This window comes from Nocardia flavorosea NBRC 108225 (assembly GCF_001613385.1).
GTDB lineage: Bacteria > Actinomycetota > Actinomycetes > Mycobacteriales > Mycobacteriaceae > Nocardia > Nocardia flavorosea.
In genome coordinates this window covers 381034-394464 of record NZ_BDCG01000002.1, presented here as the reverse complement: position 1 = coordinate 394464, position 13431 = coordinate 381034, and the positions used below count along the sequence as shown (strand labels likewise).

9 protein-coding genes are annotated in these 13431 nt (G+C 67.1%); 7 read left to right on the top strand and 2 right to left on the bottom strand.

The window, feature by feature from the left end:
- Positions 1–214: 214 nt before the first annotated feature.
- Positions 215–1894, top strand: a complete 1680-nt coding sequence (gene ilvD / locus NFL01S_RS01925) for a dihydroxy-acid dehydratase (RefSeq protein WP_157116216.1) — start codon at positions 215–217, stop codon at positions 1892–1894.
- A 124-nt stretch (positions 1895–2018) separates the two neighbouring features.
- On the opposite strand, the gene NFL01S_RS01920 is transcribed toward ilvD, so the two are convergent.
- Both NFL01S_RS01920 and NFL01S_RS01915 read right to left on the bottom strand, forming a co-directional pair.
- On the bottom strand, positions 2019–2339 hold the full coding sequence (locus tag NFL01S_RS01920; RefSeq protein WP_062970779.1) for a hypothetical protein: 321 nt from the start codon (positions 2337–2339) through the stop codon (positions 2019–2021).
- A gap of 137 nt (positions 2340–2476) precedes the next feature.
- A complete protein-coding gene (locus tag NFL01S_RS01915) occupies positions 2477–5740 on the bottom strand; it encodes an arabinosyltransferase domain-containing protein (RefSeq protein WP_062971310.1) in 3264 nt (1087 codons plus the stop codon).
- Between the two features lie 437 nt (positions 5741–6177).
- On the opposite strand from NFL01S_RS01915, the gene NFL01S_RS01910 reads away from it, so the two are divergent.
- From NFL01S_RS01910 to NFL01S_RS01885, 6 genes are all read left to right on the top strand, one after another.
- Positions 6178–7389 (top strand): cytochrome P450, encoded by a 1212-nt coding sequence (locus NFL01S_RS01910; RefSeq protein ID WP_062970777.1) that lies wholly within the window; start codon positions 6178–6180, stop codon positions 7387–7389.
- Between the two features lie 148 nt (positions 7390–7537).
- Entirely contained in the window at positions 7538–9088 is a 1551-nt protein-coding gene (locus NFL01S_RS01905) for a long-chain-fatty-acid--CoA ligase (protein WP_245670476.1), read from the top strand.
- Positions 9089–9489: 401 nt separating this feature from the next.
- Positions 9490–10134 (top strand): ABC transporter permease, encoded by a 645-nt coding sequence (locus NFL01S_RS01900; protein WP_062970773.1) that lies wholly within the window; start codon positions 9490–9492, stop codon positions 10132–10134.
- A complete protein-coding gene (locus tag NFL01S_RS01895; protein ID WP_084492324.1) occupies positions 10131–11585 on the top strand; it encodes an ABC transporter ATP-binding protein in 1455 nt (484 codons plus the stop codon). Before NFL01S_RS01900 ends, NFL01S_RS01895 begins: the two co-directional genes overlap by 4 nt.
- Positions 11582–12319, top strand: coding sequence for an ABC transporter permease (locus tag NFL01S_RS01890; RefSeq protein WP_062970771.1), 738 nt, complete (start codon positions 11582–11584; stop codon positions 12317–12319). Before NFL01S_RS01895 ends, NFL01S_RS01890 begins: the two co-directional genes overlap by 4 nt.
- On the top strand, positions 12316–13293 hold the full coding sequence (locus NFL01S_RS01885; protein WP_062970769.1) for a glycine betaine ABC transporter substrate-binding protein: 978 nt from the start codon (positions 12316–12318) through the stop codon (positions 13291–13293). Before NFL01S_RS01890 ends, NFL01S_RS01885 begins: the two co-directional genes overlap by 4 nt.
- Positions 13294–13431 lie beyond the last annotated feature (138 nt).

Genomic DNA, 13431 nt, shown 5'->3' with positions numbered 1-13431 from the left:
ACCGTGGCTCTGCCCGACGCGGATTCCGTGCTGACACCCCGGCGAACAGCGATTACGCACCGTCACCGACGTGGCCGTGGCCGTGGCCGTGGCCGAACCGGCGGGAGGAGGCGTGGTCGCGTCCACCCGACCGGCGTGGGACTCGAAGTTCTGGCCACAGGGAGAGGACGATGGTGTCGTGTCCGATGATTCAGCTACCCCCGCTACCCCCGATATGAAACCCCGCAGCCGCGATGTGACCGACGGCCTGGAGAAAACCGCCGCGCGCGGAATGTTGCGCGCAGTCGGTATGGGCGACAACGACTGGGGGAAACCCCAGATCGGGGTCGCCTCCTCGTGGAACGAGATCACACCGTGCAACCTGTCGCTGGACCGGCTGGCCGGCGGCTGTAAGGACGGTGTGTTCGAGGCCGGCGGGTTTCCGATGCAGTTCGGCACCATCTCGGTGTCCGACGGTATCTCGATGGGGCACGAGGGGATGCATTTCTCACTGGTCTCCCGCGAGGTCATCGCCGACAGCGTGGAGACGGTGATGCAGGCCGAACGGCTCGACGGTTCGGTGCTGCTGGCCGGTTGCGATAAATCGCTGCCCGGCATGTTGATGGCGGCCGCCCGGCTGAACCTGGCCAGTGTGTTCCTCTATGCCGGATCCATCCTGCCGGGTATCGCGAAACTGTCCGACGGCAGCGAACGCGAGGTGACCATCATCGACGCGTTCGAGGCCGTGGGCGCGTGCGCGCGCGGGTTGATGAGCCGGGCGGACGTGGACGCCATCGAGCGCGCCATCTGCCCCGGGGAAGGCGCCTGCGGAGGGATGTACACGGCGAACACGATGGCCAGCGCGGCCGAGGCGCTCGGCATGTCGCTGCCGGGGAGCGCGGCGCCGCCGGCGACCGACCGCCGCCGCGACGGTTATGCCCGCCGCAGCGGGGCGGCGGTGATCGAACTGATCCGTCGCGGGATCACCACCGCCGATATCCTCACGAAGGAGGCGTTCGAGAACGCCATCGCGGTGGTGATGGCGTTCGGCGGCTCTACGAATGCGGTACTGCATCTCCTGGCGATCGCGCACGAGGCCGGGGTCGCGTTGAGCCTGGACGATTTCGCCCGCGTCGGCCGGCGGGTCCCGCATCTGGCCGATGTCAAACCGTTCGGCCGGCATGTGATGACCGATATCGACCGTGTGGGCGGCGTACCGGTTCTGATGAAAACCCTGCTGGACGCCGGGCTGTTGCACGGTGACTGCCTGACCGTGACGGGCCGTACGGTCGCGGAGAATCTCGCCGAGATCGCGCCGCCGGACCCGGACGGGAAGGTCGTACGTGCGCTGTCGTCCCCGATCCACCCCACCGGCGGAATCACCATCCTGCACGGTTCGCTGGCGCCCGGTGGCGCCGTGGTGAAGTCGGCGGGCTTCGACTCCGACGTCTTCGAAGGCACGGCAAGGGTTTTCGACCGGGAACGAGCCGCCATGGACGCCCTCGCCGACGGGACGATCACCGCGGGCGATGTGGTGGTCATCCGCTACGAGGGCCCCAAGGGCGGTCCGGGTATGCGCGAGATGCTGGCGATCACCGGTGCCATCAAGGGCGCCGGACTGGGCAAGGATGTGCTGCTGCTGACCGACGGGCGGTTCTCCGGTGGTACCACGGGCCTCTGCGTGGGCCATGTTGCGCCGGAAGCGGTGGACGCGGGCCCCATCGCCTTCGTCCGCGACGGTGACCGTATCCGCCTCGACGTCGCGGCAGGAACCCTCGACCTGCTGGTCGAGCCCGTCGAGCTCACTCGCCGCCGCGACGGCTGGGCGCCGCTACCGTCGCGCTACACCCGTGGAGTGCTGGCAAAGTATGTACGCCTGGTCGGTTCGGCGTCGAACGGGGCGGTCTGCGACTGACTCCGGCAATGCCGGCCAACTGGTTCGAGACCCGGTGTCATCGCGTCACGATGCCGGCCACCTGCGTAACCGCCACGACCCGAGGGGCCCGGCAGTGGTGCTCGCTGCCGGGCGCCTCGAATGATTACCGGGCCGAGGCCGACCAGCCGTAGTGGGTCGCGGTGTGGCCCGCGGGCACCGTGGCCACGGGTACACCGGTGCAATCCGGGGTGTTGTACACGCGGAAATCGCGCGTGCTCCGGTTCTCGAAGCGGATATCGCGCTGGAAGCCACTGGCCCAGCACGCACCGAGATCGCTCAGCTCGAGTGTGTTGTCGATGATCACCACTTCCCGGCCGTTACCGAAACCGGCGGAGCCGGTGGGGAACGCGGCCGCGGCGGGCGCCACTGCGGTTATCGCGGCGACTGCGAGAACACCTGCGATGGAATATCTTTCGGTTTTCATCCACTGAACCCTAGCCGCGCGCCGATCACGGTCCGGAACCGCCACGGTGCCCCCGGTCACTCCGGTGCATCGTGGCCGTCCGCGGACTGCGATCGGAGTCCCGGGGAGTGTGCGCGAAGACCGCTTGCCGATCGGCACTACCATTTGACGTTGATCGGGCCGGGGGTCCATAGCCCGCCGTGAGTTTCCTGGCCGACCGCCGGTTGTGCCGGACGCGCCGCGCGGTCGATCGGCGTGAACCGCTGCAACTGACCCCAATCGTGGCTCCAATCGTCCTTCAGATAGGTGGCCAGGGTTTGTGAGCGCAGCAGCTGGCGGGTCCAGCCCAATGGGCCGCCGCCGTCGTGGCTCTGCCACAGCGAGGTGGTGTGCGAGGCCGGTCGGTTGGGCAGGATACGCCAGCCGGGCGGTTGGGCGATCCCGTCTTTGTGGTCGTAGGGCCGCTGGCACGGGAACTGGAGTCCCACGGCCCAGTCCAGCAGGACGGGCTGTTCCGACCCGATCAGTTCGTTCAGGGTTTGCGTCCGCGGAATACGCGGTGGGGTGAGCGCCATCCACTCCTGGGCATCGACGGACAGATCCTTGGCCTTGATACGGACCACGTCGGCCTGCTCCGGGATCTGGTCGAGCGGTACCCGCATATTCCGCCAGGACGGGGTCGGTCCGATATCGATGGGCATCACCTGGCCGAGGGGCCGGGCACTGGTCGCCGATTCCGCGGTGCCGTATTCGATATCGATCGGCTGGCCGGGCATCACCGAACCGTCCTGGGTGATCGCCCGGAAGCGGCCCGCCGCGGTGATCGCCATGATTCCGTCGCGGTCCTGCGGTGCGGGCAGCCGGTACCAGCCGGTGGTCAGTTCGGCGGCTTCCTGCTGTCCGGCGGTTCCGAGCACAGGGGTGGTGGCGGACAGGCCGAAGGGCAGGGGCGCGCCGCCGGTCTGCGTCCGGGAACTACCGTCGGATCCCTCGTCTTCCAGGGCGTCGGCGATACTGCTCTCCTCGTCCTTGGACTGATCGTCGTCGGAGGTCACGTTCGCGACCCCGTTCGGTACGAAACCGGCGCTGTCACCGGCGAAGGTGGTCTCGGCGTCGCCGGACAGCGGGCTGAGCATCGCGGCATTCGGATCGGTTTCGACCAGCACATCGTCGGCCATTCCGCACGGTTGGCCACGGACCGCATCGATATTGGACCGGGCCAGCGAGAATGCCGGGTATTGCGTGGCGGCGGCGGTCGCAAACGAGCCTACCTGGAACACGACGATCACCGCTGCCGCCACTGTCAGCGGCGGGATCTTCGCCATCCGCCAGGCGCGGCGCGATACACGATGCGGTGTTCCCGGTTCCGGGGCCCGCAGATGCCACCAGCCGGCCGATACCAGGCACACTACGGCCACGGTCAGAAAGATCTCGCTCATGCCGAGACCGGCGATCGAGGGCGGTTCGTTCCACCACGGTATGCCGTGATCGGAGGCGTAGAACCATTTGTTGACGCCGGTGAAGATCTGCGCCATCGCTATGGCGACAACGGCCGCGAACAGGGCCCGGTAGCGCGGGGCCCGCATCACCTTCGGACCCACCGCCACCGCGGTGACGACCGCGACGGCCCCGGCGAGTCCGGCGAAAACACCGTTGTGGTGAGTGAACTTCGTCGGGACGGTCGCCATCAGCAGCATCGCGCCGAAAGTGATCCCGAGCAACCGTTTCGCCGGCCCGGGGGCGACGAACGGGATCCGGCCGCCCTTACGCAGCATCACGAACGCGCACACGAGCAGCCCCAGCCACATCGCGACCATCCCGAACCGGCGCCCGATAGAACCATCGGCCGTGGGAGTGAACAATCGCTGATAGGCGACATAGTCGTCGTACCAGGGGATAGAGGGGCCAACCTCGTTGTGTACGCGGGTCATCTCGAACATCGCCGACAGGGGCTGGACGGCGAAAGCGAACACCAGGACGAGCGTTCCGGCGGCCGCCAACGGTGCCAGTAGCGCGCCGTAGGCCATGATCCGCGCGGACCAGGACGGTCCGGCCGTGACCGACGTGCCGGGAGCCGGCATCTTGCGGGCCCGGGCGATGCCGAAGCGGACGACCGACCGCGCCCCGGCCGCCAGCGGCGCGAAACAGATCACCCCCGACGGTGCCGCGGTCAGGCTGAACGCGGCGATCAGAATGGCGATCGCATACGGCAGCAGCTGCCTGGTCGCGATGGCACGTTCGACGAAACACCAGGTGAGCAGCACCGCGACCGCGATTACCGGTTCCGGGCGCAACCCGTTGTTGTATGGCAGCCACACCGCCAGGAAGCCCAGCGCGCCCGTCCATACGACGACCTTGTCGTGCCGCAGGACGACCCCGAGGCGGGGGATCACCTCCCGGCTCAGGGCCAGCCAGGCGAGGAACCCGGCGAGCAGGGTCGGTAACCGCACCCAGGGGCTGGCGATGCTCAGCTCGGTCATATGGGCGATCACGTCGTAGGGCGGCGTGCCGACCGGGTTCTCGGGTACGCCGAAGAACCGGAAATAGTTGGCCATATAACCGGACGCCAGCGAGGTCCGGGCCATCCCGAACTGGTAGCCGTCGTCGGAGGTCGTGGATCCGATGAAATGCCAGACCACGAGAGTCGTGAACACCGTGGCGTCGACCGCGGTGAAAGTCAGCCAGCGCTGCGGGAGGAGACGGCGTACCCGGCGTCCTGCCGAATGGTCCAGCCGGAACAGTGCCACCAAGGAGACCAGTGCACACAGTACCGCCAGCACACCGGCGGCTCGTTTGACGAAGGTCGGGACGACCGAGAAGCGGCTGTCCACCTCCGCGGTCACCGTCGTCCCTGCCGAATCGGTCAGATCGCTGAAGACACCGACCATCTGTGGCCGGAAATCGCCCGCGAGGAAGACCGGCTCGGTGTCGGTACCTGTGAGCTCGGCGGTGGTCCCGGAATGATCGGAGTGCACAGTGAGGGTCGCCGCGCCGAGTTCGGCGACCGGGACACTGAACATCGACTGGCTGCGCAGCACCACCTCGAGGCGGGCGGGCGAGCCGTCCGCCGCGGGCTGGACCCGCGCAACGAATCCGTACTTCTCCAGATCGGGTGCCTCGGCGGGCATGGTCGCCGCCGCGAGGCCCCCGGTATCGGTCAACTGCTGTAGTGCGGAACCGGGGATATCGGCATCGAAGGAAAGCGGTGCATAGGAGATCAGTGGGGCCGCGATGCTGTCCGTGGAGCCCTGCTGCGGCCAGGTGAGCGTCGTCTTGTCCACATGGACCGGGAGGAGCGGGACAGCGAGGGCGAACAGCGTGGCGAGGAGGCCGGCGAGCAACGCCACCGGCCTCGCCCATTGTCCGCGTGCGGACCGGCCGGCCCGAGATTGCTCCGGGGGCGTCAGGTCCGCCCTCACCATGGTGTCGGTCACGGGGGGCGATGGTAACGTGACGCATTCGTTACCCGCGAAGTCGGGCAAAACATCCACGATGCTCCGGTTCACTCCCGGCCGTGTGAGCAGGGATGATTCCGGACCGGCCGTATCGCGGTCGGAATGCTCCCCGGAAACCTGGGCTTGAAACGAAACTATTTCCGTTCGGCCGCGTTTCTTCCGGAACGGCCCGTCGCGCGGTTCGTGCCCGGCCGGTGGTCGCGGGGCTGGGAGTATCGAACTTCCGTGACTGCCTGGTGCTCGGGCCGGGGTGGCGCAAGGCAACTATCGCAATCCGTCGATATGGAGCCGCACCTATGGGTAACGTTGTTACCGAATGGTGGAAACGGGGTACTTGGTTCCGGCACTCCCGGTCGTGGAGGCCCGGCACCGGAAGATCCTCGCAGCGATCGAAGGAGTTCGCCATGGCCCGTGCAGACCGGATCTATTGGGACCCCTTCGACCGGGATATCGCCCGCGACCCGTATCCGACCTACCGCCGGTTGCGCGAGGAAGCGCCGCTCTACTACAACGACGAGCACGATTTCTACGTGCTGAGCCGCTACGACGACGTCGACCGGGCCCTGCTGGACTGGCAGACCTTCTCGTCGTCACGCGGCCCGATCCTGGAGATCATCAAGGCCGGCGTCGAGATCCCGCCGGGTACCCTGCTGATGGAGGACCCGCCGGCGCACGATATCCACCGCGCCCTGCTCGCGCGGGTGTTCACGCCGCGGCGGGTGCTCTCACTGGAACCCCAGATCCGCGATATGTGCCTCCGGTCGCTGGACCGCCTCGCCGGCACGGGACGGTTCGATCTCATGACCTCCTTCGCCAACGAGGTCCCGATGCGGGTGATCGGCATGCTGCTCGGTATCCCCGAGTCCGACCAGCAGGGTGTCCGCGATCGAGCGGACGCGAATCTGCGCACCGAACCCGGGCAGCAGATGCGGGTATCGGATCAGGCGATCCCGCATACCGACACCTTCGCCGAATACATCGACTGGCGCGCCGAACATCCGTCCGACGACCTGATGACGGAACTGCTGAACGCGCGATTCGAAGACACCGAAGGCGTGACACGCACCCTGACCCGGCAGGAGATCCTGACCTACATCACGGTGGTCGCCGGCGCCGGTAACGAAACCACCGCCCGGTTGCTCGGCTGGCTGGGAACACTGCTGGCCCGCCACCCGGAGCAGCGTGCCGAACTGGTCGAGGACCCGCGGCTGATCCCGAAGGCGATCGAGGAAACCCTGCGTTTCGAACCGACCGGCCACGCCATCGCCCGCTACGTCACCACCGATATCGAACTGCACGGCACCACCGTGCCGGCCGGTAGTGCCATGATGCTGCTGGTCGCTTCCGCCAATCGCGATCCCGGCCGCTGGGACGATCCCGACACCTTCGATATCCACCGGCGGATCAGCAATCTGCGGACCTTCGGCTTCGGCACCCACTACTGCCTCGGCGCCTCACTGGCCCGGCTCGAGGCGCGGGTCGCGCTGGAGGAATTCCTGAAACGCTTCCCGGTCTGGGAGGTCGATTGGGAGGCACTGGAACTGTCGTCCACCTCGACCATGCGCGGCTGGGAAACCGTACCGGTCACCGTCGATCTGCCCGCCGTGCATGCCTGAACCCGACGAGGTATCGGTAAGCAGTCGATGCCCCTCGGGGAATGACGAATACGCTACGAAGCGATAGGGCTCGGGCGTAGGCTTCGGATTCGATCGACCGAATCTGGAGTGCAACATGGCCGGTGCTGCGGAAATGATGTCCCGAGGAATGAGCGCAGGCGATCAGCTCGCCCGCCACGCACGCAAGACGCCGGACGCTCCGGCCTTGCGATTCGGTGGAATATCGCGTAACTACCGCACCTTGGACGAGCGGGTTTCCCGGTTGGCGAACGCATTACGAGACCGCGGTGTCGGCGCGGGGGACCGGGTGGCCGTGCTGGGTCTGAACTCGATGGAAGTCGTCGAGGCGTTCCTCGCACCGATGCGGGCGGGTGCGATCTGCGTCCCGATCAACTTCCGGTTGACCGCCGCCGAAATCGCGTACCTGCTGGAGGATTCCGGCGCAGTCGCGGCCGTGGTGGATGCCCGGTTCGCGAGTGTTCTGGCCGATGCGCGACGGAAGGCGCCCGGGGTGCGGACGTGTCTGGTGATCGGCAGCGAATCCGGCGCGGCGAGGGAGTACGGCGACGATTACGAAACCGCCCTTGCCGCGGCCGATCCGGAGTGCCCGGCCCATCCCGTCGACGAGAATTCGGCGGCCTACATCATGTACACCTCGGGGACCACCGGCCGCCCGAAGGGTGCGGTGCTGACGCATACCAATCTGTTGCTGCACGCCTTCAGCGTCAGCCTGCACCAGGGCACGTCCGGAGAGGTCGAGCCGGTGGCGCTCAACGGCGCACCGCTGTTCCATATCGCCGGGTTGTCCAGCTATCTGATGTGCCTGCTGCCCGGCGGTACCTTCGTCATCACGACGTCCGGCGGATTCGATCCCGCAGCGTCGGTGGAACTCCTGGCGCGGGAACGTGTTTCCAGCTGTTTCTTCGTCCCGGCCCAATGGCAGGCGATCTGCGCGCTACCGGATATCGGAAAATACGATCTGTCCGCGCTGCGGCAGATCTCCTGGGGTGCGGCGCCCGCCTCGACCACGCTGTTGCGCACGATGATCGAGACCTTCCCGCAGGCATCGGTGTCGACGGCGTTCGGGCAGACCGAATGCAGCCCGGTGACCTGCACCCTGCGCGGTGAAGACGCCATCCGCAAGATCGGCTCGGTGGGGATGCCGATTCTGAATGTCGAGGTCCGCATCGTCGACGACGAGATGAACGATGTGCCGGTCGGGGAGGTGGGCGAAATCGTCTACCGCGGCCCGACGGTGATGAAGGAGTACTGGAACAAACCCGAAGAGACGGAACGGGCCTTCGCCGGCGGCTGGTTCCACTCCGGGGATCTGGTGCGCCAGGACGAAGACGGCTACCTCTTCGTCGTCGACCGGAAAAAGGACATGATCATCTCGGGCGGGGAGAACATCTACTGCGCCGAGGTGGAGAACATTCTCGCCGCGCACCCCGGGATCGCCGAGGTCGCGGTGATCGGTGTCCCGCATCCCACCTGGGGCGAGGCACCGCTCGCGGTGATCGTCGCGGCGGACCCTTCCGCACCGCCGACCGCCGAGGGGATCGAAGCATTCGCCCGTACCCAGCTGGCCGGATACAAATGCCCCAAGCAGATCGCGCTGGTCACCGAGCTTCCGCGCAACCCCAGCGGCAAGGTATTGAAAACCGTCCTCCGGGAGACGTATGCACAGGATGCTCGGTGAGGTTCGGGGCATGAGAGCCGGAGGTGGCCGGCCGGTCGTGACAACGCGATGCCCGGCGTCGCCGGACCAGTCGAACATGCCGGTGTGTCCCTCGGCAGGCCGCGGCGAACCGGCATGCCCGGCGATCCGTGCCGCGTGATCGGGACAACCGGCCCGTGAGCGCCGGCGGTGGCCTCTGCGGGCCTGGAATCACCAGGATCACCACGTGACACGGCAGCATGAGGAATGACATTGTGCTGGTACGTCCGGTATGTCCCGCTGCGGCGCGGGATTCGGTGCCTGCCGAACCGCGCGCCGTACCCGGTCAGGTGTCCGGATTTCGGTTACTGTGGCGACTCGCGCGTCCGTGAGTTCCCGCGGGCCGGTGCCGGGCCGGTCTGCCGTCGACGAGGGGAATCCCCGTGAATCTGTGGAGTTACGTCCAGGGGCGAGGTGAGACGCTGGCGTTCCTCACCTATCAGCATGCGTCACTGGCATTCCAGACCGTGCTGGCCGGCAGCATCGTCGCGGTCCTCATCGCCGTCGCGGTCTACCGGCTGCCGCTGCTGTCGGCGCTGTCACTGACCTCGAGCCGGGTCGCGCTGACCATTCCCTCGCTGGCTCTGCTGGCCCTGCTGCTGGTGCCGTTCGGACTCGGTGTGGTTCCTTCTTTCCTCATGCTGGCGTTCTTCGCGGCGCTGCCGGTGATCGGCAATGCGATCGTAGGATTGCGTTCGGTACCGGCCTCGGTCGTCGAATCGGCGCGGGGCATCGGCTTTTCCCGGTGGCGGATCCTGCTCACCGTCGAACTGCCCATCGCGTGGCCGGTGATCCTCACCGGTATCCGGGTATCCACGCAGATGATCGTCGGCGTTGCCGCCATCGTCGCCTACGTGCTCGGGCCGGGCCTCGGCTCGCTGATCTTCAACGGCCTGTCGCGGCTCGGGGGTGCGAATGCGCTGGAGATGGCGTTGACCGGCACCATTCTCATCGTCGCCATCGCGCTGGTCTTCGACGCGCTGCTCGTCGTGCTCGGGCGTTTCACTATCGCAAAGGGATTGTCATGACCGAGGCTGTGACCGGCCGGCCCGCGCCGGCGACACCGGAACGAGCGGTGACCGGCGCGTCGATCACCCTGGACTCGGTCGTCAAACGCTACCGGGGCCAGGAGACTCCGGCAGTGGCCTGCCTGGACCTGGAGATCGCGGCGGGGGAGATCGTCGCGTTCGTCGGGCCGTCGGGCTGCGGTAAGACGACCACGCTGAAGATGATCAACCGGTTGATCGAACCGACCGAGGGCCGGATCCTCATCGGTGATCGTGATGTGACCCGCGAGGACCCGGACAAGCTACGGCAGTCCATCGGCTACGTCATCCAGTCCGGTGGCCTCTTCCCGCACTGGACGGTCGCCAAGAATATCGGCGCGATTCCGCGGGTCCTGGGTTGGGACAAACAGCGGATCGCCGAACGTACCGAATACCTGCTCGACCTGGTCGGGCTCGACGCGGCGGAATTCGCGGGCCGGCTGCCCAAGGATATGTCCGGCGGGCAGCAGCAGCGCGTCGGAGTCGCGCGCGCACTGGCGGCCGATCCGCCGGTACTGCTGATGGATGAACCGTTCGGCGCGGTCGACCCCATCACCCGGGCCCGCCTGCAGGACAGCCTGTTGGCCATCCAGCAGGAACTCGGGAAGACCATCGTGGTCGTCACCCACGATTTCGAGGAGGCGACCAAACTCGGCGACCGGGTCCTCATCCTCTCCGAAGGCGGCCATATCGAGCAGTTTGCGACCCCGGAGGAAATCCTGACCGACCCCGCGACCCCGTTCGTCGAGGAATTCGTCGGCTCCGGCGCCAAACTCGCGTACCTGACCGTATCCCGGGTCCGCGATGTCGAGACCCACGAGGTGATCACTGCCCGCGTAGGTGAACCGGCGCCCGCCGTGATCGAACGCGCACGTGCCGCCGGGCACACCTGGGTGGTGGTGGTCGACGGCGCCGGCCGGCCGCGGTCCTGGCCGACGCTCACGGAAATGGCGACCAAACCGGAAGTCTCCGATTTCCTGGACCGGCGACTGCCGGTGGTTGCCCGATCCTCGACCCTCAACGACGCGCTGGACGCCATGCTCGCGACCAGTCAGGGTGCCGCGCTGGTCACCGACGGCCGCGGCGCGGTGGTCGGCTCGCTGAGTATCGGTTCGGTGACCGAGCTGATCCGGGACAAACTCGCCGAAGTGCGCGAGGAGGAGAGCGAGGTCTCCTATACCACCTACGTGGACGGAACGGATCCGGCGCCGACCCCGGTGGTTGCGGCCGACGACGAACCCGTGGCCGCGGCCGGTGACGAACTCTCGGTCCCCGAAGCGGCCGCACACCCCCCGGAGACCGGCACTGCGCCGCCCGAGACGACCGGCACTGCACGGTCCGAGACGGCGGGTACCGCGCGGCCCGCGGCCCGCGACCGTGGCGACACCACGGAACCTGGTGACGACGACAGCGATTCGGCCGGTCCGTCATGAACCGGTTGCGCCGTCTACCCCTCGACGTCTGGTTCGAGCCGCTCATCATCGTGGTGATCGGCGCCGGCTACCTCCTGTGGTATCGGTCGACAACCTTCACCCCGACCGAGCAGGCGTCGCTGAGCTGGGCGAATCTTCAGACCACCATCCTCGAGCACATCAAACTGACCGTCGTGGCCACGGTGATCGTCGTCGTGGTGGCGATACCGCTGGGTATCGCGCTCACCCGGCCCGCGCTGAAACGGTTCGAACCTCTCGCCGTCAATATCGCCAATATCGGTCAGGCCGCGCCCGCGGTCGGCCTGTTGGTGCTGTTCACCTTCTGGCTGGGCACCGGATTCCGGACGGCGATCGTGGGCCTGGTCGTGTACGCGGTGCTGCCGATTCTGCAGAACACGATCGTGGGCCTGCGGCAGGTGGATCAGCGCACGATCGAGGCCTCGCGCGGGATCGGTTTCTCGGGAACCCGCACTCTGCTGCAAGTGGAGTTACCGCTGGCGGTGCCGGTGATCCTCAACGGTGTGCGCACCGCGCTGGTCATCCTGGTGGGCACCGCGACGCTGAGCACCTTCATCGGCGCCACCAGCCTCGGCACGCTGATCACCACCGGCGTCACGTTGTTCCTGCCGAAGCTGCTCGTCTCCGGCGCGATCCTGGTCGCGTTGCTGGCCCTCATCATCGATTGGCTGGGCCGGCTCGTGGAACTGGCTGCGACTCCGCGAGGTATCTCATGACCGCGCCGCGCGCCCGGCTGCTCGCCCTGATTGCCGTGCTGGCGCTGCTGCTCACCGGTTGCGGTCTGGTGAGTTCGTCGGGGACATTCCACGATGCGACCCTGCCGGGCGGTGCCCGCCCGCTGGACGGTGCGCGGATCACCGTCACCTCCAAGAGCTTCACCGAAGGGGTGTTGCTGGGCAAGATCAGTGCCACCTATCTGGCCGCAGCGGGTGCCGAGGTCACCGATCTCACCGGTGCGCCGGGATCGGCGTCGTCGCGGCAGGCCCAACTGAACGGCGACGCCGACGTGCTCTGGGAGTACACGGGCACCGGTTGGGTGAACTACCACAACCGGACCGAGATCATCCCTGATCCCCAGGAACTGTGGCAGGCCGTGCACGATATCGAGAAGAGCGAGTACGACCTGGAATGGTTGCCGCCCGCCAACTTCAACAACACCTATGCATTCGCTGCGTCGGCGCAGACGGCCGAACGCCTGGGCGTGCGTTCCCTGTCGGAGGTGGCCGCGCTTCCGGTCGGCGACCGCACCTTCTGCGTCGACGACGAATTCTTCAGCCGCTCCGACGGTTTCCTGCCGATGCTGGAAAAATACGGGATCCCGTACAACGATCCGAACGGTGTACCCGCCGCGAACGTCACCCGGATGGACGCCGGGGTCGTCTACACGGCGACGGCCGAGAGCTCCCCCTGCAACTTCGGCATGGTCTACACCACCGACGGCCGGGTGAAGAATCTGCACCTGGTGGTCCTCGAGGACGACCGGAAATTCTTCCTGCCCTACAGCGGCACCGCGGTGGTGCGCGACGAGATCATCGAACGATATCCACCGCTACGCGCGCTGCTGGGCACGATCTCCGAACGCCTCACCGACGATTTGATGCAGGACCTCAATGCCCGCGTCGATATCGACGGCGAGGACCCGTCCGATGTCGCCTACGACTGGCTGAAGAGTGAGGGGCTGGTCGAGTAATCCGGCGCTCGACCGGGGAGCGCGTCCGGTCCCGCCGCGGGGTTCGCGCGCGCGATCTCGACGCCCTGCTGGACGCAGTGGTCGATCGGCTCGCACAGGGCATCGTCGGCCGGGCGCTGCTGCTCCATTCGTCCCCGC

Bases quoted from the DNA above. Each gene is read 5' to 3' on its own strand.
- NFL01S_RS01920 (WP_062970779.1), bottom strand. From the start codon at position 2,339: ATGAAAACCGAAAGATATTCCATCGCAGGTGTTCTCGCAGTCGCCGCG.
- NFL01S_RS01915 (WP_062971310.1), bottom strand. From the start codon at position 5,740: ATGGTGAGGGCGGACCTGACGCCCCCGGAGCAATCTCGGGCCGGCCGG.
- NFL01S_RS01885 (WP_062970769.1), top strand. From the start codon at position 12,316: ATGACCGCGCCGCGCGCCCGGCTGCTCGCCCTGATTGCCGTGCTGGCG.
- NFL01S_RS01890 (WP_062970771.1), top strand. From the start codon at position 11,582: ATGAACCGGTTGCGCCGTCTACCCCTCGACGTCTGGTTCGAGCCGCTC.
- NFL01S_RS01910 (WP_062970777.1), top strand. From the start codon at position 6,178: ATGGCCCGTGCAGACCGGATCTATTGGGACCCCTTCGACCGGGATATC.
- NFL01S_RS01895 (WP_084492324.1), top strand. From the start codon at position 10,131: ATGACCGAGGCTGTGACCGGCCGGCCCGCGCCGGCGACACCGGAACGA.
- ilvD (WP_157116216.1), top strand. From the start codon at position 215: ATGAAACCCCGCAGCCGCGATGTGACCGACGGCCTGGAGAAAACCGCC.
- NFL01S_RS01905 (WP_245670476.1), top strand. From the start codon at position 7,538: ATGAGCGCAGGCGATCAGCTCGCCCGCCACGCACGCAAGACGCCGGAC.